Source organism: Bradyrhizobium sp. Pha-3, from assembly GCF_042258615.1.
In the GTDB taxonomy this organism is placed as follows: Bacteria; Pseudomonadota; Alphaproteobacteria; order Rhizobiales; family Xanthobacteraceae; genus Bradyrhizobium.
The window spans coordinates 398973-421962 of the sequence record NZ_CP170152.1 but is presented as its reverse complement, the minus strand read 5'-3'; the positions used below and the strand labels follow the sequence as shown (position 1 = coordinate 421962).

Here is a 22990-nt window from a genome sequence, read left to right as displayed (position 1 = left end):
GGCAAAATCGGCGTGTCGCAGCGCTGTTAATCACAACCTCACGCGATCGATCACGAGCGCATGAGGCACATGCAAAACGCCACGATCTCTTCCAACTCATGGTGTGCAAACAAGCCGTCCGACACGAATGCGATTCGACGCAGGCCAAGCCCGCGTCGCTCGAAGACCGTGAAGGACATCACGGCCGGCACAACTGATTGTGAGGCATGTGCGCCGCACTCTTGGGAAGAAGCCTGGCCGTTCTTACATCACGTCCAAAGAACGACCCCAATAAAGGAATTGGTCAATGCAAGTTCGCGCAGCCGATACGCGCGGAAGACTGGTGCCTGCGCTCGCAACCGCCGCCGTGGCGGTGCTGGCCACGGCAGTCCTCGTCATCCTCGAATTCAACCCGCCCCGCGATGTGCAGGCCGCGGCCGAGCCCGGCATGATCACCTCCGCCGCCGCCAGCAGAGCCGGCGCCACCGTGCTGCCGACCGATCCGGTGACCACCGGCAGCGTGCGGGTCCGCTGAGGTTAGGAGTTCTCCCTCGCCCCGCTCTTGCGGGGTCGAGACGAGCGAAGCTCGCTCTTAGAGGGTTGGGGTGAGGGGCTCTCTCCGCCAGCAAGACTCGCGGACATACCTGTACCCCCTCACCCGGATCGCATTGCGCTACGCTCCATGCGATCCGACCTCTCCCCGCAAGCGGGGCGAGGTAAGAAACGCCCCGCACGCGGGGAGATTTTGAGAAACATTCCACACCGCGGCAGGCCACCGCACACTCGCTGATTTCGCCAGCCTCGGCATCGCACCCCGCCGCATTTTCGCATCCCTGCCCCGGCGCCTCGTCGCAAGCCTGCCTCCCTCGACCTGCGTAAGCTGTCCCTCGCGAACAACAAAAAACGCACAGGGAGGCTCACGATGACATCGAAGGCCATTTGCAAGGCCATCACGGCAGCACTCGCGCTTGCGCTCGCGACACAGGTGCACGCCGCCGAGAAGAAATACGGGCTAGGCGCCAGCGACAACGAGATCAAGCTCGGACAGACCTCGCCATTCTCCGGCGCGGCGTCGGCCTACAGCGTGATCGCGAAGACGCAGGCCGCCTACTTCAAGATGATCAACGACCAAGGCGGCGTGAACGGGCGCAAGATCAATCTGATCACGCTCGACGACGGCTACTCGCCGCCGAAGACGGTGGAGCAGACCCGCAAGCTGGTGGAGCAGGAGGAGGTCGCCGCGATCCTCAATCCGCTGGGCACGCCGACCGGCCTTGCGGTACGCAAATATCTCAACGACAAGAAGGTGCCGCAGCTGTTCGTCGGCGCCGGCGCCACGCTGTGGGGCGACTATCAGCATTATCCGTGGTCGATCGGCTTTCAGCCGTCGTACCAGGCCGAGACCGCGGTCTACGCCAAATATGTGCTGACCAACAAGCCGGACGCCAAGATCGCGCTGTTCTACCAGAACGACGACGCAGGCAAGGATTACGGCAACGGCTTCAAGAAGGGGCTGGGGCCGGAGAACACCGCCAAGATGGTGGTGGCGGAGACGACCTATGAATCGACCGATCCTACGGTCGACAGCCAGATCGTGAAGCTGAAAGCCTCCGGCGCCAACGTGCTGTTCATGCACGCGATCCCCAAGCAGGCGGCGCAGGCGATCAAGAAGATCGGCGAGATCGGCTGGAAGCCGGACCTGTTCTTCCTCGCGGCGACCTCGACCTCGGTGTCCTCGGTGCTGAAGCCGGCCGGCTTCGAATACTCCAGGGACATCATCTCGTCCTATTCGCTGAAGGATCCGAACGATCCGCAATGGAAGACGGATCCGGACGTGATCGCCTGGCAGGACTTCATGAAGAAGTATTTCCCGGACGGCAATCTGCAGGACCAGCTGATCGTCTACGGCTATGTGGTGGCGGAGGCGACGGTGCAGGTGCTGAAGCAGTGCGGCGACGACCTCACCCATGAGAACATCATGAAGCAGGCCGCCAACCTCGACATCGCGCTGCCGATGTTCCTGCCCGGCATCAAGGTGAAGACCTCGCCGACCGACTATTTCCCGGTCGAAGCGATGCGGCTGCAGAAGTTCAACGGCGAGACCTGGCAGCTGTTCGGCGACACGATCGGGAATGATTGAGGGATGTGATTGAAGGCTGAACTATCCACATCGTCGTCCCGGCGAAGGCCGGGATCCATTACCCCGAATGCTCGCGTGGGGCGAAGCTGGGGCCGCAGCCCGCTGTAGCAACAGGCTGCGGTGGTTATCGGTCCCGGCCTTCGCCGGCACGACGATGTGTTTACACTTCCTTCGCCAACAATGGCTGCCGCGACGGGAGACTAAACTCCCCGCTCCAACAGCACCCGAAAATCCGCCCGCGCACGCTGCGCCTCGGCGCGTGCGGCCTCCGAGCTATCGCCGAGGCCGAAATAGCCGTGAATGAGGCCTTCGCCGGCATGATACGCGACCTGCACGCCCGCCGCCTGCAACGCCTTGGCATAAGCATGGCCCTCGTCGCGCAGCGGGTCGAACCAGGCGGTGGTGACGACCGCCGGCGCGACGCCGGCGAGAGACTTCGCGCGCAGTGGCGAGACGCGCCAGTCGGCACCCTCAGCCTTGTCCGCAAGATAATGCCCCGCGAACCACTGCATCGTCGCACGGGTCAGGAAGTAGCCCTCGGCATTCTCGGCACGCGACGGAAATTTCGCGTTCTCGCCCGCATCGGCAAAATTGCCGACGACGTCGGTGACAGGATAGACCAGCAATTGCCCGGCGAGCCGGATGCCGGCGTCTCGGCAGGCGAGCGCGGTGGTGGCGGCGAGATTGCCGCCCGCGGAATCGCCGGCGACGCCGACACGGGCGAGATCGCCGCCGAATTCGGCGATGCGCGCGACCACGTCGCGGACAGCAGTGAATGCATCCTCGAAGGCGCCGGGAAAGCGCGTCTCAGGCGGGCGGCGGTAGTCGACCGAGATCACGACGGCGCCGGTCTCGATCACGAGGTTGCGGGCCTGGCGGTCATGGGTTTCGAGATCGCCGGCGACCCAGCCGCCGCCGTGGAAGAAGATCACGGTCGGCGCCGTGCCGCTGCCGTTGCGATAGAGCCGCGCCGCGAGCTTGCCCGCCGCGCCCGAGACCTCGATATCGCGCGCCACATCGACCGGCGGCGGCGGCACCGCGGCGCGCGCATCGGCCAGCGCGCGGAGCGAATCGCGGCAGCTCTGCGGCGTCATGGTTGCGGGCTCGCGCAGCGGCAGCAGCGGGATGATATTCTCAATGACGGGATCGAGCGGAAGCGGCATGGTGGTCCTTCTAGGTCAGCGCTTGCAGTTCAAGTTCAGGTCAGATGCTTGGAAAGGCTGCCGGCCTCGATCGCGGCGATCTGCAGCGCGATGAAGCGGCTGTAGATGCGGGCCTGCGAGAAGGCGCCGCCGGTGAACCAGAGGCCGGGCTGCGGCGTACGCGTCCACATGTTGCGCAGCTCCTGTGTCGCATCGTCGAAGCCCCAGACGCGGCCGACGCGCTCGGCGACGTCCTCGCCGAACAGTTTTGCGAGCAGATGATCGTGGCTCTTGTAGCCGGTCGCGAGCACGAACAGCTCGGCGGCGAGCGCCGTGCCGTCCTTCAGCGCGAGGCCATCGGCGGTGTAATCCGTGATGTCGGCGGCCTGGATCAGGCGGATCTTGCCGTCGGCGATCAATTCGGAGCAGCCGACATTGAAGTAATAGCCGCCGCCGCGGGAGCGGAATTTCAGCGGCCAGCCGGTGCCGTCCTCGCCGAATTCGAGCCGGAAGCCGGCGCGCTCGAGCCGCGCCAGCAGCGGCGCATCGAGCCGCTTCACCTCGTCGGTGATGATCTTGTGCGCGGTCTTCATCACCGGCAGCGGTACGCCGGAATTGAGGATGTCGCGCACCTCGATCGGCGGACCGTCGCCGAGATAGGTCTTGTCGTAGAGCTGCGCGGGCTCGACATTGACCACCATGGTCGGGCTGCGCTGAACCATGGTGACGTCGGCGCCCGCGGCATGCAGCTCCTGGCAGATGTCATGTGCGCTGGTGCCGGTGCCGAACACGACGACCGACCGCCCTGCCCATTCGCGCCCCGCCGCGAACGCGCTGGAATGCAGCACCCGGCCCTCGAAGCGCTCGATGCCCGCGATCCGTGGGATGTTCGGCGTACCGCTGACGCTGGTCGCGAGCACGATGTGCTTCGGGTGCAGCGTGCGCGGCCCGTCGCTCCGCTGCAGCGTCACCGTCCAGCGCTGCGTCGTGTCGTCATAGCGTGCGCCTTCGAATGAGGTCTCGGTCCAGAAGTCGAGCTCCATGATGTCGACATAGCTTTCCAGCCAGTTCGCGATCTTGTCCTTGGGGATGTAGTCCGGAAAGCTCAGTGGGAACGGCAGATAGCGGAACAGATTGACCGGCGTCTTGTTGTGCAGCTTGAGGCCGCGATAGCGCAGCCGCCAATTGTCGCCGACGCGGCGTTCGCGATCGACGATCAGGGCATCGAGCCCGATCCGCTTGCACTCGACGGCGGCCGCGATGCCGGCATGGCCGCCGCCGACGACAAGCACATCCGGCTCGCGCTCGGCATAGGCGCGCGAAGCCTGCCGCTGTTCCAGCCAATCGGGTGCGGCGAAATCGCGCGCGTGTGATTCCTCAGTGGCGCGTTTGGCGCGCGCATCGCAGATGCGGTCGAAGTCAGGCATCGTGGAGAACGTCCACGCCGCGGAATTTCCGTCCCTCGCACGCAACAGGCGGATCGCGCCGGTGCCGGGGCCATTCGACGTGTCGAAGCTGAAGACCGCCTCGATCACCTCGCGTCCAGCCACCACGGCGCGCCGCGGTATCAAGGCACGGTCATCGAGACGAAAGCCGCGCGCGTTCGCCGCGGCAGCACGCGCAAGCAGCTCGGCAACGACGCTCTGCCGTCCGCTGAAGGTCGCAAAATGCCAGGAGATACCGAAGATGTTGCGCCAGTGGCTCTCGGGCGCAAACAGCGCGGAGAGAGCATTAAGGGAGCGGCTCGCGAGCGCCGCATCCAGCGCGGCGATCCAGCGCTCGGCTATGAGTTCAGGCGCGTCCTCTGTAGCCGGGTTCAGTTTGTCCAGCATGATCGTGCTTTCTCGGGAGCAGTTGCCGTCTATCTGACAACATGCTCCCGAAAAGCACAACCATCATGCGACGTGTTGCTGCAGCGACGCCGGCTCGGCCTCGGGCTCTTCACTGGCGGTCCCGGCCTGCGGCGCAGGCGCGGCGGCAAGTTCCTTGGCGAGCGCCGTAGCGCCGGCATAGTCGGTCTTGCCGGTGCCGAGCAGCGGCACCTTGTCGACGACGCGAATGTCGGCGGGCACCGCGAGCTCGGAGGCGCCGGTGCTCTTGGCCTGGCGCTGCATCGCGGCGCGGTCGGCGTCCTTCTGCGTGGTGAGCAGCACGATGCGTTCGCCCTTGCGCTGATCGGGCAGCGTCACCGCGACCGACATTGCCTGCGGCCACAGCGCCGATGCCATGGTCTCCACCGCCGACAGCGAGACCATCTCGCCGGCGATCTTGGCGAAGCGCTTGGCGCGCCCCTTGATCGCGATGAAGCCCTGCGCATCGACCGTGACGATGTCGCCGGTGTCGTGCCAGCCTTCGGGCAGCGGCTCGAGCACGCCGGGATTCTCGGCACGGAGATAGCCGATCATCACGTTCGGACCCTTCACCGACAGCCGTCCGCCTTCCTCGATGCCGGGAACCGGATCGAGGCGATACTGCATCAGCGGCGAAATGCGGCCGACGGTGCCCTGGCGGTTCGCCATCGGCGTGTTCATCGCCAGCACCGGCGCGGTCTCGGTGACGCCGTAGCCTTCGAGGATGCGGATGCCGTAGCGCTCCATGTAGATCTGCCGCGTGCGCTCCTTCACCGCTTCCGCGCCGGCAATGACGAGCCGCAGCGTGCGGAAGTCATAGGCATGCGCCGAGCGGGCATAGCCGGTGAGGAACGTGTCGGTGCCGAACAGGATGGTGGCGCCGGTCTGGTAGATCAGCTCGGGCACGATCCGGTAGTGCAGCGGCGATGGATACATGAAGATCGGAATGCCGCCGAGCAGCGGCATCATCATGCCGCCGGTCAAACCGAACGAGTGGAACACCGGCAGCACGTTGAACACCTTGTCGTTGGCGTTGGCATCGACCCGCGCCAGCGCCTGCGCCGCATTGGCGAGGATGTTGCGGTGGGACAGCACGACACCCTTCGGGGTGCCTTCCGAACCGGAGGTGAACAGGATGACCGCGGGATCGTTGGCCTCACGGGCGACGCGCGGCGCAATGCCGGCGCGGAAGCCCGCGATCTTGTCGCCAAGGCCGATGCCGGCCCTGATATCCTCGAGATAGACGACGCGCGCCTGGCCCGCCATGGCCGTGATCAGCTTGTCGAGCTTGCCCTTCTCGATGAAGGCCTGCGAGGTCAGCACGGTCTTCACCTGCGCCGCCTTCATCGCGGCCAGCACGTTGACCGGACCTGCCGAGAAGTTGAGCATCGCCGGCACGCGGCCAATGGTCTGCAGCGCCATGAACACCACGGCAACGCCGGCCGAGTTCGGCAACAGCACGCCGACATTCTCGCCGACCGCGGTGCCCTGCTCGAGCTTGCGGCTCAGCACCTGCGCGCCGAGGATCAGCTTGCGATAAGTCAGCTTGGTGCCGAGCGCGTCCTCGATGATCGGCTTGCCGGTGTCGCGGTCGCGATAGGCGTGGCCGAGACCCTCGAACAGCGTCTGGTCGAGCATCGCATTCTGCACCATGGCGTCGATCATGACGTCCTGGAGCGCGGCGCCGGCCGCATTGCGGCGCGTCTTGCCCTTCAGCGACTGGTCGATCGGCAGCTTCACCGGCGGCAGGATCGAGATCGTCACCTTGGGGAACCAGGAGCGCTTGATCTCGCCATTCTTGAGATAGCTGAGATGCGAACGCTGCGCGCCCTCGATGCGGACCGGAACGACGACCGCGTCGGCCTTGTCGGCGATCATCGCGGTGCCGTCATAGACCTTCATCAGCGAACCCGAGACCGTGATGCGCCCTTCCGGGAAGATCACGACCGGCTCACCGGCGGCAACCAGCTTGATCAGGTCGCGCGCGGCCAGCGGCTTGGACGGGTCCATCGTGTAGTGCTTGATCATCTTCAGGAACGGCTTGGCCCACCACGCCTTGGCGATGCCGGTGTCGACCGCGAAGCTCGCATCGATCGGCAGCATGGCGTGCAGCAGCGGACCGTCGACCAGGCTGACATGGTTGGGCGCGATCAGCATGCGGGTGCCTGCGGGCGGCAGGTTCTCCATGCCGCGCACCTCGAGCCGGAACAGCGCCCGGAACAGCAGCGCGCCGAAATCGCGCACGCCTTCCTTGCCCCACTTGTTCAGCACGAACCAGACGGTGCCGAAGCTCGCGATCGCAAGGCCGAAGAAGATCCAGGCGATCGGCAGGCCGGCAGCTTGCAAGGCGCCGACGAACACCGCGCCGGCAACCATGAAGCCTGCCTGCAGGATGTTGCCGGCAGCGATGATGCGGGCGCGCTCGGACGGCGCGGTCCACGCCTGCACGGCGGCAAACGACGGCACCACGAACAGGCCGCCGCCGAACGCGAACAGGAAGAAGTCAGCGAGCATGCGGAAACCGCCGAACGAGGCCGCGAACGCCGCCGCGGAGACGTCCTTGCCGAGCGAGGTGGTGGCGATCGCCCAGGCGAGGTCGAGGCCGATCACGCCCATCACGATGGCGCCGATCGGCACCAGCGCGAGATTCGGGCGGACATGGCTCAGCTGCGCGGCGAACAGCGAGCCGGCGGCGATGCCGATCGCGAACACGGCGAGGCACAGCGTGACCACGCCTTCGGTGCCGCCGACGCCCTCCTTGATCAACGCAGGCAGCAGCGACAGCACGATCGCGCCGACCATCCAGAACCAAGACACGATCACCATGCCGTCCCACAGCCGCTGCTCGGCATAGAGCGACTTCAACAGGCGCACCGTCGAGGTCCACGGATTTTTGGTGATCGGCAGATCGGGCGCGGAGGGCTGCGTCACCGGGATGCGCGACGCAAATCCCCAGGACAGCACCGACAGGCCGACCACGGCGGCACAGATCCAGCCCATATGGCTGGCGCCCGCGACGAACATGCCGCCCGCGATGGTGCCGATCAGGATCGCCATGAAGGTCGCGCCCTCGACCAGCGCGTTGCCGGTCGCGAGTTCGGAAACCGACAGCTGGTCGGGCAGCACAGCATATTTCACCGGGCCGAACAGCGCGGCGACAATGCCGAACAGCGCCAGCGCGATGAACAGCAGCGGGATCGAATGGGTGAAGAAGCCGGCGGCGGCGAAGGCGGCGGCGAAGATCTCGAAGAACTTCAGCCGGCGGGCGACGATGGACTTGACGAAGCGGTCGGCGAGTTCGCCACCGAGTGCCGACAGCACGAAGAACGGCGCGATGAAGACCGCACCCGCGAGCTGGACCAGCGCCGGCCCCTGCTCGTTGGCGACGCCGTACAGCAGCATGATGACCAGCGCGTTCTTCAGCACGTTGTCGTTCAACGCCGAGCAGAACTGCGACCAGAACAGCGGCGCGAAGCGGCGGGACGTCATCAATTCCTTGATCATGACCGGTTCCTTGGGTTAGCGCGCACGGCGCTGGCAGGTCTGCGAATTCGCGTGGCAGAGAATGGGGAGCATGGTGAAAATAACGGAGATGCCGCAGCCTTTAGTCTTTTCCGCAACGTATCGGTTCGAACCGGCGCAGATCGGTCCGCGCCGGGCGCCGCGACAATGCCCGGCAGAAATGTACGAGACCTTATCCAGGGCTGTGATCGATCGACTTCGAAACGGGCTCGCGAGGGACATGGTGAGCACTTTGTTGAGGTTTCGGCGACAATTGCGGAGTGGCGCGTCAGGTCAGATCACGCAAGCCGTCGAACGGCGACCAGCGGCAGCCGCGTGACTTTCGCCGGCTACCCCGCCGGGCCGCCGGGCGCGGCGCGCGCCGATCGGCGCGCCGCTGCTCCAGGACACCTGCGACGTCGCAGGCGCGGGCGATCCGCTCGATCGGCGCGGTCGCCACGGAGAAGATGGCGTGGCCAAAGCTCTTCACGAGCTCGATCGCGTCATCGACAAAGGTGGTGGTCAATTGAAGTGCTAGGGTCTGCATGTGAGTGGCCTCCTATGCCAACTTGAGCAATGCTCAAATTAGTAGCTCGAAAATGAACATTGTTCAAGAAGAATCGCGACGGGACCGGAAAAAACTTCAGCGGCGAGTTCTGCTGCTCGAGATCGCGCGCCGGTATATCGCGACTAAAGGCCTGAGATCATTGAAGGTTCGCGATGTCGCCGAGGCCGCCGGCTGCTCCATCGGCAGCGTCTATAATGAGTTCGGCGACTTCGACGGCCTGATCCTGACCGTGAACCGGGAGACCGTTCAGGCCCTGACCGCCCGGCTCAAGGCAGTCCCGGCTGACGATCCCCTGCGCCAGTTGCACGGGCTGGCGGACGCCTATCTCGGCTTCGCCACAGAGCACGCCAATCTGCTGCGCTCGCTGTTCGAGCACCGGATGGAGGACGACCGTCCGTTTCCGGAAGATATCCTGGCGATGGTGATGGATGCCTTCGCGCTGATGCATGCACCGCTGGTGCGGCTGTTGCCGGGTCGCGATCCCGACGACGTCGCGCTGCTGTCGCGGATGATGTTCTCCGCGGTCCACGGCATCATCTCGCTCGGCCTCGAGGAGCGCATGGTCGCGGTGCCGCCGGAGCAGCTGCGCGAGCGCCTCGCACAATTCGTCGACACGCATCTTGCGGGATTGGGCGTCACGCGCGGTGGGTAATCAGACGCGGGTGCGAGCGATCGTGCCGGCGACGATCTGCATGGCGACGCCGAGCACCCAGCCCGCCATGATCGCCGCGGTCCAGGCGATGTCCGGCTCGCTGCGAAGCACGACGACGCCGACCGAGAAGAACGCGACCATCGTGGCCAGGAAGGTGCCGATCGCGCTGAGCAGCTCCGCCGCGTCGATCTTGCGTGTCGAGCTCCCGTCCTTCGGATGGAACAGCTTTGGCGGCGTATCGATGCCGAGATAGAATCCGATCGCGCCGCTGAGCATCATGATCAGCAGGAACGCCTGCGACGTCAGCGCCGACACGCTCGAGCCGACATGGATGGCGACGAACAGACCGCTTGCAGCTCCCGCCAGGGCAAGGCCGAAGCGCTCCAGCACATGGGCAAATTTTCTGACGCGGCTGCGCATTGCTGTGCCTCATCAATGAATTGTGCCACTATCAGGCTAGGCCTTTTCGCAGCAACGCGAAAGTCGTCACCTCTCAAATGGCCGCGACCTCGTGACGCTTTTTGTGCGTCAGTTCACATCTGTCGTGGCACAGAATGACTAAATACCGATCCAAGGTAGCAATCGAATCCGCTACCACTACGTTGCGCCATCCATCATCGCCGTTTTCGTGCTGATGGCCGTGGGCAGTTCGCTCAGCGCCACGATCAGCGACAGGATGCGGATCATCTGGCGCAACCGCGCGAACCCGACGCCGCTCTCCGGGTTCATGCACGATGCGATCGATCGATTCCGCACCAGCACGGTCTATCAGTGGATCCTCAATGTCGGGAAGCGGCATGTCGTTCCGTTCCTGCTCACGGCCTTGCTGGTCTGGTTCAGCGCGACGCTGCTCGGCGCAGCCCGCGTCAGGCCATTGCGGTCCGGCGATCAAGAAAGAGCGCGAGGCAGCGTTGCTGCCCCGCGCTCTCCCTTACCCTCAAGCCTACGCCGCGCGGCCGACCGAGGCGTCGAGATGCTTCAGCTTCGGCAGGACCTCCTGCTTCAGCAGCCGCAGCGAATTGTGCCAGGCTTCGGGCTTGTGCTTGTAGTCGAAGCCGAACACCAGCAACACGCCGAAGCCGCCGACCTCCTGATAGATCTTCTCGATCTTCTCGGTGACGGTCGCGGGAGAGCCGACGATCCAGTTGTTGCGGGCGCAATACTCGACCGTGACGTCGCTATCGGGCACGTCGGGCGACGCCTTCAAATAATCCTTGAAACCAAAGTGACCGAGCAGCGGCAGGAAGTACTCGCCCATCATCCGGCCCATCATGTCGCCGGTCGAGAGCTTCCATGCCTCCGCGTCGGTGTCGGCGACGAACACCTCGCGCACCATCCGCCAGTCCTTGCGGCTCGGCTTGCGGCCGGTCTTGGCGGCGCCGGCTTCCACCGAGTCCCAGTGACTGCCGACATAGGCCGGGTTGAGGTTCAGGCTCATCGGGATGAAGCCGCGCTCGCCGGCGAGCTTGAGCGTGTCCGAGTTCTTCGAGAGGCCGGCGACGCCGATCGGCGGATGCGGTGCTTGCTGCGGCTTGATGTGGGGTTTGAGGAAATCGAACATCGCGTCCGGCTTGGTCACCGTCCAGAACTTGCCCTTGTGGGTCCACGGAGCCGGCTCGGTCCACATCTTCAGGATGATTTCGAGCGCCTCGCGGGTCATGTCGCGGTTCTGGCCGGACATGCCGTCGACATTGAACATCGCCCAGTCGCTCGGCAGGCCTGAGGCCGCGACGCCGAAATTGAGCCGCCCATTCGAGAGGTGATCGAGCATCGCAACCCGGTTCGCGAGTTCGGCCGGATGATGATACGGCAGCAGGAAGCCGCCGGGTCCGATGCGGATGTTCTTGGTCTGCAGCAGCGCCTGCGCGATCAACAGATCCGGCGACGGATGCGGCTCCCAGGGCGCGGTGTGGTGCTCGCCGATCCAGGCTTCCTGATAGCCGAGCTCGTCCAGCCACCGCAGCACCTGCAGGTCCCAATCGTGGCCCTCTTTCAGTCCGCACTCCGGCGGATGCGACGGCATCGCGAAGTATCCGAGTTCCATGGGTTTCCTCTCTTTGTTCGATGCGTGTCTTCCGCACGCCCTCCGGAGAGTACCTGCCCCGGCTACGACAGAACAATGGCTTTGTCGCAGCCCCTCATCGCAGGTCTTACCGCGTCCCGAATGTGGTCTTGCCGAACAGCGTCTTCTGCGTCGAGGGCTGCGAGCGCCAGTATTGCGGCGGCGCGCTCACCTCGCCGCCGAGCTCGGCGGCGGCGTGCCAGCCCCAGCGCGGGTCGTAGAGCATGCCGCGGGCAAGCGCGACCATGTCGGCCTTGCCTGAGGTGACGATCTCCTCGGCCTGCTTCGCTTCGGTGATCAGGCCGACCGCCATCGTGGTGACGCCGGTCGCCTCCTTCACCGCCTGTGCCGCCGGCACCTGGTAGCCCGGACCGAGCGGGATCTTCTGCAGTGGCGACACGCCGCCGGAGGAAACGTCCATCCAGTCGACGCCGCGCTTCTTCAGCTCCTTGGCAAATTCGATGGTCTGCGCGAGGTCCCAGGCGCCCTCGACCCAGTCGGTCGCTGACACCCGCATGCCGATCGGCTTGTGATCGGGGAATACGGCGCGTACCGCGTCGAACACTTCGAGCGGGAAGCGCATGCGGTTTTCGAGCGAGCCGCCATAGCGGTCGGTCCGCTTGTTGGCGATCGGCGACAGGAACTGGTGCAGCAGATAGCCGTGCGCGCCGTGCAGCTCGAGCGCATCGATGCCGAGCCGATCAGCCCGCCTGGCGGCCGCGACAAAGGCCTCGCGAATGCGCTTCAGGCCGGCATCATCGAGCGCCAGCGGCGGCGCTTCACCGTCCTTGTGCGGGACAGCCGACGGCCCCACCGTCTGCCAGCCGCCTTCGGCGATCGGAATCAGCTGCCCGCCCTCCCACGGACGCTGGCTCGAAGCCTTGCGTCCGGCATGGGCGAGCTGCATCGCGACCGCGGCCTTCGAATGCTTGCGCACCGAGGCCAGGATCGGCTTCAGCGCCGCCTCGTTGGTATCGCTGTAAAGGCCGAGGCAGCCCGGCGTGATCCGCCCGATATCCTCGACATGGGTGGCCTCGATGCAGAACATCGCGGCGCCCGACAGCGCCAGCATGTTGATGTGGGTGAAGTGCCAATCATTGGCGGAGCCGTCGTCGGCCGAGTACTGGCACATCGGCGAGACCATGATCCGATTGGAGAGTTTTAGGCTGCGCAGTTCGATCGGGGAAAACAGGGTGCTCATGCGAGGGATATCCGGGATCGGGGGAACGGCCACCACAAGATAGAGGGGGCCGCCGCGATCACCAACTGTCGCGGTCGCCGAACGGGCCGGGGCAGATCAGCAATGCGATAACGGTGGCCCGCAGGCCGGCGCCTCAGTCCACCAGCGTGAACTGCAGCAGCAAATTGCGCTGGATCAGGGAGAAATTGTCGTCGGAAACCATCGTCAGCACGGTCTCGCCCTCATCAGTGACATAGGCGTCGATGCCTTCCATGTTGTCGATCTCGTTGCCGAGATCGGCATTGAAGATCGCCGGACCATCGACGACGGCGCCGGGCGCGATGTCAGACAAAGCGAGGCGGCGGATGCGAATGCCGGCGCCGCCGAGCCAGGAGAATTTCCGCTCCAGGATCAACAGATCGCCCGACGGCAGCAGCACCGCGTCGCTGATGTCGAAATTCTCGGTGCGGCGGACGCTGAACTGGCCCGGCGTGTTGCCGCCGACCAGGAAGGCGATCAGGTTGCCGCCGGCATCGAGCCCGCGTTCCGAGATCGCGATCAGCGTACCGGCCAGCGGCGGGCTCGCCGGTGTGGCTTTCGGCATGACCTTGGGCACGAAGACGAGCGCCTCGAGCCCCTTGTTCAGGGGCAGCTTGCGCGCCGCAGCTGGCAGCGGCACCACCTCGCCGCGCGCGCGGGTGAAGCCCTTGGCGAAATCGTAGCGCAGCACCTGGTTGACCCGCTCGAGCCCGACATAGGCAATGGAGCCGTCGAGCGCGAGCGATTCCGAATCATACCAGCCGCGGGTGGCGGTGATCGGTTTACCGCGGGCGTCGAGCAGCGGCGCCGCCTCGACATCGTCGAGCCCGGCCATGTCGCGGCCGCGATAGACGATGCGGCCGGTGAACCAGGTGCCCTGGTCGCTGACCGCAATGAATCGTTCGCCCTTGGCATCGAGCCGCAGCGCGGACAGTCCGCCGAACCCGGCGAATGACGAGGTCAGGATCAGGCCGCTGCGATATTCCAGCGCGCCGAATCGTACCCGCGCGCGATCGCGGATATCGAACGACGGCAGCGGCCGTGCATTGACCTCGACCGCTGCGGGTTCGTCGACGCGGTGACGGCCCGGCCTACCGGGCGGTCCCGGCGTCAGCGCCGGCTGGCTCGCGCCCTGCGCCTGCGCGAGACGCGGCAATGCCGCGGTCGACAGCCCCGCCGCCATCCCTCGCAGGACATGGCGACGGCTAACTGATGAGCGCATGTCTCACGAGTGGAGGCGGCGCCGCGTGCCCGGTGCGGGCGCCGAGCCTTGGGTCTCGCTGAACAGCTCGGCGAGCTTTTCGGTGATGGCGCCGCCAAGCTCTTCGGCATCCACGATGGTGACCGCGCGACGATAATAGCGCGTCACGTCGTGACCGATGCCGATCGCGATCAGCTCGACCGGCGAGCGGGTCTCGATCTCCTCGATGATGTGGCGCAGGTGCCGCTCGAGATAGTTGCCGGGATTGACCGAGAGCGTGGAGTCGTCGACCGGCGCACCGTCGGAGATCATCATCAGGATGCGGCGCTGCTCGGGACGCGCCAGCAGGCGCTTGTGCGCCCAGTCGAGCGCCTCGCCGTCGATGTTCTCCTTGAGCAGGCCCTCGCGCATCATCAGGCCAAGATTCTTGCGCGCACGGCGCCACGGTGCGTCGGCCGATTTGTAGATGATGTGCCTGAGATCGTTGAGCCGGCCGGGATTGGCCGGCTTGCCGGCCGCAAGCCACGCCTCGCGCGACTGCCCGCCCTTCCAGGCGCGGGTGGTGAAGCCCAGGATCTCGACCTTGACGCCGCAACGCTCCAGCGTGCGCGCCAGGATGTCGGCGCAGGTGGCGGCAACCGTGATCGGACGGCCGCGCATCGAGCCAGAATTATCCAGCAGCAGCGTCACCACGGTGTCGCGGAAGGTCGCCTCCTTCTCATGCATGAAGGACAGCGGATGATAGGGATCGGTGACGACGCGCGACAGCCGCGCCGGATCCAGGATGCCTTCCTCGAGATCGAAGTCCCAGGCGCGGTTCTGCTGCGCCATCAGGCGGCGCTGCAGGCGGTTGGCGAGCCGCGCCACGATGCCCTGCAGATGCGCAAGCTGCTTGTCGAGGTAGGAGCGCAGCCGCTCGAGCTCGTCGTGATCGCAGAGATCTTCGGCGGCGATCACCTCGTCGAACTTCGGCGCGAACGCATGATATTCCGGGCCGCGCGGCTCGTTCTGGCCGCGGGAATTCGGCCGCGTCGCCTCGCCCGGCGTCTCGTCGTCGCCGAGCTCGCCGTCGTCGAACGTGTCTGACGTGGAGGCCTGCGCGCTCTCCATCGCGCTTTCGCTCATCTCTTCCGCGGTGGTCTGGGCCTGGTCGGCGCTCATCTCCTGCGCGGCGTCGGAATCGGGCGAGCCCTCGGCGCCGGACTGATCGTTCTCGCCGTCCTGGTTCTCGTCCTGGTCATCGTCGTCGTCGGAATCCATGTTACGGTCGTCGCCGAGATCGAGCGCCGACAGCAGATCGTGAACCATGTCGCCGAACCTGGCCTGGTCCTCGGTGAAACGGCTGAGCTGGTCGAGCCGCGAACCGATCTTGTCCTCCAGCGTCGGACGCCAGAGATCGACCATCTTCTTGGCGGCCGCGGGCGGCGCCATGCCGGTCAGGCGTTCGCGCACCAGCATCGCCAGCGCATCCGACAGCGGCGCATCGGCGCGGTCGGTGATCTCGTCATACTTGCCGCGGTGGAAATGATCGTCGAGCATCGCGGTGAGATTCTTCGCGACGCCGGCCATCCGCCGCGAGCCGATCGCCTCGACGCGCGCCTGCTCGACCGCCTCGAACACGCCGCGCGCCTGCGGATTGCCCGGCATCAGCTTGCGATGCACCTTCGGATCGTGACACGCGATCTTGAGCGCGATCGAGTCGGCGTGGCCGCGCACGATCGCCGCATCGCGCTTGGTCATCTTGCGCGCCGGCTCCGGCAGCCGCGCCTTGCCGGGCGCAAGCCCCGGTCGCTCGGCAGCGAAGCTGACCTCGAGCTCCGGCTTCTTGGCGATCGCCTTCAGGCAGGCCGACACCGAGCGCTTGAACGGCTCGGTCGGCGCTTCCTTTGATCCGGGACGGAATTTGATATTGGAGGTTGTCATAGCGATTTCGTAAACCAGTGGCGCGTGACGCCGCCGGGATACCCCTCAATCGAACCGAACTCTTTATATCCATTGGCGCGGTAGAATCCCGGCGCCTGGAAGCTCATCGTATCCAGATAGGATTGCGTGGCTCCGAAGCGCCGCGCCTCGTCTTCGATCGCCTTGATCAGCTTCGTGCCAAAGCCCTTGTTGCGAAACTTCTGCTCCATCCAGAACAGCTGGATGAACAACACCGCGGTCCAGACCTCGCCGACGATGCCGCCGACGATCTCGTCGCCTTGCCGCAGCGAGATGGCGAAGCGCTTGTACTTCTGCTTCCCCATCTTCTCGTTGTTGTAGCGGAGCAATCCGCCGAGCACCGCCTTCTTCGTCTGTGTGACTGTGCGCTCGACGGAGATTTTCGGCATGGACTAGCTGAGCGCCACGTTGACCGAGGATTCCGGCAACTCGACGTTGAAGCAGCGCTGGTAGAACTCGGCGACCAGCGGCCGCTCCAGCTCGTCACACTTGTTGAGGAAGGTGACGCGGAACGCAAAGCCGATGTCGTTGAAGATGTCAGCGTTCTCGGCCCAGGTGATCACCGTGCGCGGGCTCATCACCGTCGACAGGTCGCCATTGGCGAACGCGTTGCGGGTGAGATCCGCCAGCCGCACCATCTTGTTGACGATGTCGCGGCCCTCCTGGGTGCGATAGTGCTTCGCCTTCGCCAGCACGATCTCCACTTCCTCGTCATGGGCGAGGTAGTTCAGCGTGGTGACGATCGACCAGCGGTCCATCTGGCCCTGGTTGATCTGCTGGGTGCCGTGATAGAGGCCCGACGTGTCGCCGAGGCCGACCGTGTTGGCGGTCGAGAACAGGCGGAACGCCGGATGCGGCTTGATCACCTTGTTCTGGTCGAGCAGCGTCAGGCGGCCGGAGACTTCCAGAACGCGCTGGATCACGAACATCACGTCCGGACGGCCGGCATCGTATTCGTCGAACACCAGCGCGATGTTGTGCTGCAGCGCCCAGGGCAGGATGCCGTCGCGGAATTCCGTGACCTGCTTGCCTTCCTTGACCACGATGGCGTCCTTGCCGACGAGATCGATACGGCTGATATGGCTGTCGAGGTTGACGCGCACGCAGGGCCAGTTGAGGCGGGCCGCAACCTGCTCGATGTGGGTCGACTTGCCGGTGCCGTGATAGCCGGTGACCATCACGCGGCGGTTCTTGGCAAAGCCGGCGAGGATCGCAAGCGTGGTGGCGCGGTCGAAGCGATAGTCGCTGTCGACTTCCGGCACATGCGGATCGACTTCGGAATAGGCGGGAACTTCCAGATCGCTATCGATCCCGAAGACCTGCCGAACCGAAACCTTCATGTCGGGCAAACCGACGGGTTCTTGCGCTTTGGTCTGGACGGCCGTCGTCATTCATCCTCCGAGGTCCCGGGCATTCCCGAAACCAGATTTAGGTCATTTGGCTGCGGATGGGGTGCTACGCGCGAGCCTAGCAGAGAGCATCGGCCGGCAGAAGCCCACGGGCAAATCAAAGTTCCGTTGTTGTATCATAAAGATAGGCGCAAAACTCGGTTTTTGGAAGGCTGCTCTGCAAATCCCGCCGTACTTTCGCCGCAGCGCCACGGCGGCCTGTCCGCAGGCACTTTTCAGCCCCGCGGGGAGTTGTTAGCTCTCGGACCTGTTTCATCGCCACCCAGGAATTCAGTGACGTCATTCCTTGACCCTTTGATCGCGTTCGTTTCGGCCCATGCCTGGCTCGCCTATCTGACGCTGTTTCTGGCCGCCTTGCTGGAAGCAGTCCCGGTGGTCGGCTCGCTGGTGCCGGGCTCGACCATCATCCTGGCGCTGAGCGCGCTGGTCCCGGGTGGCGAATTGAAGCTTGTGCCGGTGCTCGCCGCCGCGGCCGCCGGCGCGATGCTCGGCGACGGCACGGCCTATCTGATCGGCCACCGCAGCCAGCGCGAGATCCTGTCGGCCTGGCCGCTTTCCAACTACCCGCGCGTGGTCGCGCAGAGCGAGGCCTTCTTCAACCGCTGGGGCGTGCTCGCGGTGTTCTTCGCCCGCTTCGTGCCGCCGATTCGCGCCTTTGTGCCGATCACCGCCGGCGCGCTCGACATGCCGCCGGCGCGCTTCTACGCGGTCAACATTCCCGCGATCCTGCTCTGGGCGCCAGCCCATGTGCTGCCCGGCGTGCTCGCCGTCACCGCGCTGCACGACTATGCCGGCCTGCCGCATCATGAACATGTCGGCAAGCATCTGTGGATGTTCGCGGTCGCGGGCGGCGCCGTCATCCTGTCGCTGGCGATCTGGACCATCCGCCGCCGGCATGGCGGCGGCCTGATCGAACCGGCCAGGCCGGCGAAATAGCTAGATACTGTTGGTGGTGCCGGCGCGCCCGGGTGCCGGTCCGACATAGCGCGCGCGGGGCCTGATCAGCTTGCCGAGCTGAAGCTGTTCGCTCGCATGCGCGATCCAGCCGACGCTGCGCGCCATCGCGAACAGCGCGAGCTCGCTCCCCGCCGGCATTCGCAGCGCATGCACCAGCACCGCCAGCGCGTAATCGATGTTGACGAACTCGCCGGTTGCTTCCGCGATCCGCTCCGGCACTTCCCGGGTGAATTTGCGCGGTGCGCCGGCCCGGGTCAGGGCCTCGAGCAGCGAGATCGCGCGCGGGTCGCCCTTCTTGTAGACGCCGTGCCCGAAGCCGGCGAAGCGCTCGCCGAGCGCGACGCGCTCGCGGACGACAGGCGCAACGTCGTTGTCGATCATCGTCTTGACCAGACGTGAGGCGAGCACCCCGGCGCCGCCATGCATCGGCCCCTTCAGCGCGACGAGCCCGGCAATCACGGCGTCATACAGATTGAGGCCGGTCGATGCCGCGCAGCGCGCGGTGAAGGTCGAGGCATTCAATTCGTGATCGGCGAGCAGCACCAGCGCGCGGCGAATCAGGTCGGGCGCGTGCTTGTTGTCTGATGTCCAGACCCGCGCCACCTGCTCATGCAACAGGTCCGCCGACGGCGCCGCATTGAGCATGGTCGCGACCAGCAGCCGCAGGATGCGCCCGCCGACCATCGCGCGGCCATCGGGCGCGCGGGTGAAGGCGCCGGGATCGGCACTCGCCGCCAGCGCCAGCACGGCGACCGTCCGGTCGATCGGCTGGGCGCGCCGCGCGGCTTCCGCGATCGCCCGCATTTCATCGGAGACATGCGGGCAATTGTCCGCCGCGAACGGATCGACGCCGGTGACGTCCCACAGCAGCGTCGCGGTGTGTTCCAGCGTGTCGCGCTGGGCGAGATCGACGCAGTTCACGCCGCGATAGATCGGGCCCTGCTCGGTGATGGTTGCGATCGCCGAATCCATCACCGGCAGGTCGGCATCGAAATTGCGAAACCCGCGCGGCTCCGGCGACGGCACGCGGCGCTCCTTCAAGCCTCTGATGTCCTCGGCGCGGTAGCGGTGGCTGCGCGAATCCGGCGACGGCTCGGAGCGGATCAGGCCGCGGCTGACATAGGCGTAGAGGGTCGCCGGCGAGATCGCGAGCTCGGCGGCGGCTTCACGCGCGGAGAGGTAAAGCTCGGCGGATTTTTTCATATTGATTTATATAATCAAGATTGATCAACTCGTCGAGAGGCCCGACCTTTGAGGCGTGAAGCAAGGAGATCGGGCCATGAACATGATTCTCACCAAGAGCCAGATCGGTCTGGACGGCGTTCCCGCCGCCGAGACCGTGTTGAGCCATGTCGACGGCGAGCGCGGCGAGTTGATCATCGCCGGCGAGCACGTCGCCAACCTCGCCGGCAAGTCGAGCTTCGAGGGCGTCACGGCGCGGCTGTGGAACGGCGCCACCGGCAAGTCACTGAGCGAAGCCAATGTCCGCGCCAGCCTCGGCGCCGCCCGCGAACGCGCCTTTGCCCGCCTGCCGGACCTGCTGCCGGCGACGCGCGGCATGTCTGTTGTCGACGGCTTCCGCGCCGCGGTCGCAGGCCTCCGCGGCGAGAACGGGCTTGAGCACGAGGCGACCATCGTCGGCGCCTTCCCGGTGATCGCGGGCGCCCTGGTCCAGCGCGCGAAGGGACATGCCCCGATCGCGCCGGACCCGAATGCCAGCCACGCCGCCGACACGCTGCGGATGCTGCGGGGCGGCAAGACCGAGCCGCGCGAGGTCGCCGCGCTCGACGCCTATTTCGTCACCGTGTGCGATCACGGCATGAATGCGTCGACCTTCACCACGCGGGTGATCGCATCGACCCAGGCCGATCTGTTCGCGGCGATCACCGGCGGCTATTGCGCGCTGACCGGCCCGCTGCATGGCGGCGCGCCGGAGCCGGTGCTGGAGATGCTGGACGCGATCGGCACGCGCGAGCGCATCCAGCCCTGGGTCGACGGCGCGCTGGCGCACGGCGAACGGCTGATGGGGTTCGGCCATCGCGTCTATCGCGTGCGCGATCCGCGCGCCGACGTGCTGAAGGTTGCGATCGAACGCCTGGAGGCCAGCGGCGCCGACCTGCCGTTTGCCGGCGAGGTCGAGGCCTATATCCGCGCAGCACTGCGCAAGAAGAATCCGGAGCGGCCGCTGGAGACCAATGTCGAGTTCTTCACCGCGATCCTGCTCGACGGGCTGGAGATCCCACGCCAGGCGTTCACGCCGATCTTTGCGGTGGCCCGCGCCGCCGGCTGGACTGCGCACGCGCTGGAGCAGCGCCGCACCGGCCGGCTGATCCGGCCGAGTTCGTCCTATGTCGGGGCAGTGCCGAAGGACTGAGAGCTAACCGCGAACCGTAGCCCGGATGGAGCGCAGCGAAATCCGGGAACGGTATGACCGCGGATAGATGTGCCCCGGATTGCGCTTCGCTTCATCCGGGCTACAAAACCGCACCGTTGGACGATGGCGGAGCCACAATCTCCGCCGTCGTCCCTGCCTAGGGCGCAGTTGCGCACGGGAGCAGGGACCCATACGCCGCGGCCCAACGATGGGGCAATCTGGCAAACGTCTCGCGTGAACAATAACCGCCGGTGGTTATGGGCCCCTGCTTTCGCAGGGGCGACGGAGGCGAGAGTTCATGCCTCGCGCACCACGGTCTTCAGATAATTATACGCCTTGATGATCTCGATCAGGCGATCCTCGGTGGAGCGGTCGCCGCCATTGGCGTCGGGATGGTGCTGCTTCACCAGCGCCTTGTACTTCGACTTGACGTCTTCGAGCGTGGCCCCGGCGCCGAGCCCCATCACCAGCAGTGCCTTGCGCTCGGCATTCATCACCTTGCGCGTCTCGGGCTTGGGCTCCGCGCCACCCGGTCCGGGACGCCAGCGGCCGCGGCCGTTGAGCTCGGAGAACACGTGGAACGGATCGGAGGCGGCGTCGAGACCGCTCTCCTTCTTGCCGTTGTTGGCGCCCATCTTCCAGGTCGGGCGATGGCCGGTCAGCGCGTCCTTCTGGTAGCGCGCGACGTCGTCAGGATTCATGCCCTGGAAGAAATTGTAGGACTGGTTGTACTCGCGGACGTGATCGAGACAGAAGTGCCAATACTCGCGCGAATTCTCGCGGCCCTTCGGGGCGCGGTGCGCGCCCTTGTTCTGGCAACCCGCCCACTCGCAGGCAACGGCCTGCTCACCGGCTTGCGCCTGGCGCTTCGCACTCACCTTGGTCGGCTTGATGCGAATGGAGTCGAAGAATTTTGATGAATCGATCGGCATGTTCTCTTTGACTACGCAATGCACAAATCTTCAAGTCTTGACATTGCGCAGACCTCGTTTCCCGCTTGCACCATTGACGAAAAGCCGTCGCGGACCTAACTCCGCCGCCATGAGCACCAAAGACGCTATCATAAACAAGTTGCGTGAAGCTTTCTTGCCTGAAAGCCTCGACGTGGTCGATGAGTCACATCTGCATGAGGGCCACGCCGGCCACAGGCCAGGCGGCGAGACGCATTTCAGGGTATATATTGTGTCTCCGGCCTTCGAAGGGAAGAGCCGGATCGAACGCCATCGCATGATAAATGCGACGCTGGCGCAGGAACTCGCCGGCTCGGTGCACGCGCTGGCGATCCATGCCCACGGCCCCGGGGAAAAGCCGCGCTAGCTCGCGCTTGGCTCAAGACGAAGCAGTGGTTTTCCGTTATGAGAATGGGACCTCGGGCGACGGGCCTGCTCCATATGCGAGCAGGTGAATGATGGATCGTATCGCCACGCTTGATATGGGGCCATTGATGATCCCTTGCTGGCCACGTTTCCGGTCGATTGTCGCCGCCGCCGGCCTGCTCCTGATCTGCGCGATGCGCCCGGCCTCGGCGCTGGATATGCCGAGCCCGTTCGTCCAGGAGGTGCTGATCAAGAGCATCCTGGTCTCGCTCAACGACGCGGTGGCCGCGAACAATTTCACCGTGTTCCACGCCAAGATCTCAAAGCCGTTCCGCGACCAGTTTTCGCCGGACAAGCTGAAGACGATCTTCAAGGATCTGGTCGACAAGCACGCGGTGTTCGACGCCGTGGTGGCCAAGCCGATCGTCCTCGATGAGGACGCCAAGATCGACGACAAGGGCGTGTTGCGGCTGAAGGGCCATTTCGACACCACGCCCAAGCAGGTGAAGTATCAGCTCGGCTTCATCCCCTCCGACGGCGCGTGGAAGCTGTCGGGCATCACGATCGACATCGAGTAACCATTGGCGCGCCTATCAGACCCGTCATCCTGAGGAGCGCGTAGCGCGTCTCAGGGTGACGGGGTGATTGCTCAGCTTGCTCGGTGTCATCACCCGCGCAT

21 protein-coding genes are annotated in these 22990 nt (G+C 65.4%); 7 read left to right on the top strand and 14 right to left on the bottom strand.

What is annotated here, in order from left to right:
- Positions 1–286: 286 nt before the first annotated feature.
- Positions 287–514: a hypothetical protein gene (locus tag ACE10Z_RS01945; RefSeq protein WP_375786443.1), complete on the top strand. Its 228-nt coding sequence runs from the start codon at positions 287–289 to the stop codon at positions 512–514.
- 387 nt (positions 515–901) lie between these two features.
- Positions 902–2119 (top strand): ABC transporter substrate-binding protein, encoded by a 1218-nt coding sequence (locus ACE10Z_RS01940; protein WP_375786442.1) that lies wholly within the window; start codon positions 902–904, stop codon positions 2117–2119.
- Positions 2120–2319: 200 nt separating this feature from the next.
- Here the strand turns inward: ACE10Z_RS01940 and ACE10Z_RS01935 are convergent, their stop codons facing one another.
- The 4 genes from ACE10Z_RS01935 to ACE10Z_RS01920 form a co-directional block, all read right to left on the bottom strand.
- Complete coding sequence (locus tag ACE10Z_RS01935; RefSeq protein WP_375786441.1) at positions 2320–3282, bottom strand: alpha/beta hydrolase; 963 nt, start codon at positions 3280–3282, stop codon at positions 2320–2322.
- Between the two features lie 35 nt (positions 3283–3317).
- Positions 3318–5093, bottom strand: a complete 1776-nt coding sequence (locus ACE10Z_RS01930; protein ID WP_375786440.1) for an NAD(P)-binding domain-containing protein — start codon at positions 5091–5093, stop codon at positions 3318–3320.
- A 63-nt stretch (positions 5094–5156) separates the two neighbouring features.
- Positions 5157–8615: an acyl-[ACP]--phospholipid O-acyltransferase gene (locus ACE10Z_RS01925; protein ID WP_375786439.1), complete on the bottom strand. Its 3459-nt coding sequence runs from the start codon at positions 8613–8615 to the stop codon at positions 5157–5159.
- Positions 8616–8901: 286 nt separating this feature from the next.
- Complete coding sequence (locus ACE10Z_RS01920; protein ID WP_375786438.1) at positions 8902–9159, bottom strand: hypothetical protein; 258 nt, start codon at positions 9157–9159, stop codon at positions 8902–8904.
- Between the two features lie 52 nt (positions 9160–9211).
- On the opposite strand from ACE10Z_RS01920, the gene ACE10Z_RS01915 reads away from it, so the two are divergent.
- Complete coding sequence (locus ACE10Z_RS01915; RefSeq protein ID WP_375790073.1) at positions 9212–9832, top strand: TetR/AcrR family transcriptional regulator; 621 nt, start codon at positions 9212–9214, stop codon at positions 9830–9832.
- On the opposite strand, the gene ACE10Z_RS01910 is transcribed toward ACE10Z_RS01915, so the two are convergent.
- The 8 genes from ACE10Z_RS01910 to cobS form a co-directional block, all read right to left on the bottom strand.
- On the bottom strand, positions 9833–10252 hold the full coding sequence (locus ACE10Z_RS01910; protein ID WP_298378177.1) for a hypothetical protein: 420 nt from the start codon (positions 10250–10252) through the stop codon (positions 9833–9835).
- Between the two features lie 177 nt (positions 10253–10429).
- Positions 10430–10561 carry a hypothetical protein gene (locus tag ACE10Z_RS01905; RefSeq protein ID WP_375786437.1) on the bottom strand — a complete coding sequence of 44 codons (132 nt, stop codon included), beginning with the start codon at positions 10559–10561 and terminating at the stop codon, positions 10430–10432.
- Between the two features lie 214 nt (positions 10562–10775).
- The gene (locus ACE10Z_RS01900) at positions 10776–11876 is read right to left on the bottom strand and encodes an LLM class flavin-dependent oxidoreductase (RefSeq protein WP_375786436.1); all 1101 of its coding nucleotides are present in this window, start codon (positions 11874–11876) and stop codon (positions 10776–10778) included.
- A 106-nt stretch (positions 11877–11982) separates the two neighbouring features.
- Positions 11983–13095: an NADH:flavin oxidoreductase/NADH oxidase gene (locus ACE10Z_RS01895; protein WP_375786435.1), complete on the bottom strand. Its 1113-nt coding sequence runs from the start codon at positions 13093–13095 to the stop codon at positions 11983–11985.
- A 133-nt stretch (positions 13096–13228) separates the two neighbouring features.
- Positions 13229–14335, bottom strand: a complete 1107-nt coding sequence (locus tag ACE10Z_RS01890; RefSeq protein ID WP_375786434.1) for an esterase-like activity of phytase family protein — start codon at positions 14333–14335, stop codon at positions 13229–13231.
- 3 nt (positions 14336–14338) lie between these two features.
- Positions 14339–16237 carry a cobaltochelatase subunit CobT gene (cobT, locus tag ACE10Z_RS01885; protein WP_375786432.1) on the bottom strand — a complete coding sequence of 633 codons (1899 nt, stop codon included), beginning with the start codon at positions 16235–16237 and terminating at the stop codon, positions 14339–14341.
- The gene (locus ACE10Z_RS01880) at positions 16234–16644 is read right to left on the bottom strand and encodes a GNAT family N-acetyltransferase (RefSeq protein WP_375786431.1); all 411 of its coding nucleotides are present in this window, start codon (positions 16642–16644) and stop codon (positions 16234–16236) included. The genes cobT and ACE10Z_RS01880 overlap by 4 nt, the downstream gene beginning before the upstream one ends.
- 3 nt (positions 16645–16647) lie before the next feature.
- Positions 16648–17646: a cobaltochelatase subunit CobS gene (cobS, locus tag ACE10Z_RS01875; RefSeq protein WP_050405952.1), complete on the bottom strand. Its 999-nt coding sequence runs from the start codon at positions 17644–17646 to the stop codon at positions 16648–16650.
- Positions 17647–17937: 291 nt separating this feature from the next.
- Here cobS and ACE10Z_RS01870 point away from each other — a divergent pair, with 291 nt between their 5' ends.
- On the top strand, positions 17938–18600 hold the full coding sequence (locus tag ACE10Z_RS01870; protein ID WP_375786430.1) for a DedA family protein: 663 nt from the start codon (positions 17938–17940) through the stop codon (positions 18598–18600).
- On the opposite strand, the gene ACE10Z_RS01865 is transcribed toward ACE10Z_RS01870, so the two are convergent.
- Entirely contained in the window at positions 18601–19824 is a 1224-nt protein-coding gene (locus ACE10Z_RS01865) for a citrate/2-methylcitrate synthase (protein ID WP_375786429.1), read from the bottom strand.
- 76 nt (positions 19825–19900) lie between these two features.
- Between ACE10Z_RS01865 and ACE10Z_RS01860 the strand changes: the two genes are divergently transcribed.
- The gene (locus tag ACE10Z_RS01860; protein WP_375786428.1) at positions 19901–20995 is read left to right on the top strand and encodes a citrate synthase/methylcitrate synthase; all 1095 of its coding nucleotides are present in this window, start codon (positions 19901–19903) and stop codon (positions 20993–20995) included.
- Between the two features lie 296 nt (positions 20996–21291).
- On the opposite strand, the gene ACE10Z_RS01855 is transcribed toward ACE10Z_RS01860, so the two are convergent.
- A complete protein-coding gene (locus tag ACE10Z_RS01855; RefSeq protein ID WP_092120102.1) occupies positions 21292–21927 on the bottom strand; it encodes a J domain-containing protein in 636 nt (211 codons plus the stop codon).
- A gap of 109 nt (positions 21928–22036) precedes the next feature.
- On the opposite strand from ACE10Z_RS01855, the gene ACE10Z_RS01850 reads away from it, so the two are divergent.
- Together ACE10Z_RS01850 and ACE10Z_RS01845 are read left to right on the top strand one after the other, a co-directional pair.
- Positions 22037–22312: a BolA family transcriptional regulator gene (locus tag ACE10Z_RS01850; protein WP_028338206.1), complete on the top strand. Its 276-nt coding sequence runs from the start codon at positions 22037–22039 to the stop codon at positions 22310–22312.
- Positions 22313–22400: 88 nt separating this feature from the next.
- Positions 22401–22889 carry a hypothetical protein gene (locus ACE10Z_RS01845; protein ID WP_375786427.1) on the top strand — a complete coding sequence of 163 codons (489 nt, stop codon included), beginning with the start codon at positions 22401–22403 and terminating at the stop codon, positions 22887–22889.
- The last annotated feature ends 101 nt before the right edge of the window (positions 22890–22990 follow it).

Excerpts from the sequence above, each read along its gene's own strand:
- ACE10Z_RS01930 (WP_375786440.1), bottom strand. The coding sequence starts at position 5,093 with ATGCTGGACAAACTGAACCCGGCTACAGAGGACGCGCCTGAACTCATA.
- ACE10Z_RS01855 (WP_092120102.1), bottom strand. The coding sequence starts at position 21,927 with ATGCCGATCGATTCATCAAAATTCTTCGACTCCATTCGCATCAAGCCG.
- ACE10Z_RS01915 (WP_375790073.1), top strand. The coding sequence starts at position 9,212 with ATGAACATTGTTCAAGAAGAATCGCGACGGGACCGGAAAAAACTTCAG.
- ACE10Z_RS01945 (WP_375786443.1), top strand. The coding sequence starts at position 287 with ATGCAAGTTCGCGCAGCCGATACGCGCGGAAGACTGGTGCCTGCGCTC.
- ACE10Z_RS01895 (WP_375786435.1), bottom strand. The coding sequence starts at position 13,095 with ATGAGCACCCTGTTTTCCCCGATCGAACTGCGCAGCCTAAAACTCTCC.
- ACE10Z_RS01890 (WP_375786434.1), bottom strand. The coding sequence starts at position 14,335 with ATGCGCTCATCAGTTAGCCGTCGCCATGTCCTGCGAGGGATGGCGGCG.
- ACE10Z_RS01850 (WP_028338206.1), top strand. The coding sequence starts at position 22,037 with ATGAGCACCAAAGACGCTATCATAAACAAGTTGCGTGAAGCTTTCTTG.
- ACE10Z_RS01920 (WP_375786438.1), bottom strand. The coding sequence starts at position 9,159 with ATGCAGACCCTAGCACTTCAATTGACCACCACCTTTGTCGATGACGCG.
- ACE10Z_RS01910 (WP_298378177.1), bottom strand. The coding sequence starts at position 10,252 with ATGCGCAGCCGCGTCAGAAAATTTGCCCATGTGCTGGAGCGCTTCGGC.
- ACE10Z_RS01935 (WP_375786441.1), bottom strand. The coding sequence starts at position 3,282 with ATGCCGCTTCCGCTCGATCCCGTCATTGAGAATATCATCCCGCTGCTG.
- cobT (WP_375786432.1), bottom strand. The coding sequence starts at position 16,237 with ATGACAACCTCCAATATCAAATTCCGTCCCGGATCAAAGGAAGCGCCG.
- ACE10Z_RS01905 (WP_375786437.1), bottom strand. The coding sequence starts at position 10,561 with ATGAACCCGGAGAGCGGCGTCGGGTTCGCGCGGTTGCGCCAGATGATC.
- ACE10Z_RS01845 (WP_375786427.1), top strand. The coding sequence starts at position 22,401 with ATGATGGATCGTATCGCCACGCTTGATATGGGGCCATTGATGATCCCT.
- cobS (WP_050405952.1), bottom strand. The coding sequence starts at position 17,646 with ATGACGACGGCCGTCCAGACCAAAGCGCAAGAACCCGTCGGTTTGCCC.
- ACE10Z_RS01865 (WP_375786429.1), bottom strand. The coding sequence starts at position 19,824 with ATGAAAAAATCCGCCGAGCTTTACCTCTCCGCGCGTGAAGCCGCCGCC.
- ACE10Z_RS01940 (WP_375786442.1), top strand. The coding sequence starts at position 902 with ATGACATCGAAGGCCATTTGCAAGGCCATCACGGCAGCACTCGCGCTT.
- ACE10Z_RS01925 (WP_375786439.1), bottom strand. The coding sequence starts at position 8,615 with ATGATCAAGGAATTGATGACGTCCCGCCGCTTCGCGCCGCTGTTCTGG.
- ACE10Z_RS01900 (WP_375786436.1), bottom strand. The coding sequence starts at position 11,876 with ATGGAACTCGGATACTTCGCGATGCCGTCGCATCCGCCGGAGTGCGGA.
- ACE10Z_RS01880 (WP_375786431.1), bottom strand. The coding sequence starts at position 16,644 with ATGCCGAAAATCTCCGTCGAGCGCACAGTCACACAGACGAAGAAGGCG.
- ACE10Z_RS01860 (WP_375786428.1), top strand. The coding sequence starts at position 19,901 with ATGAACATGATTCTCACCAAGAGCCAGATCGGTCTGGACGGCGTTCCC.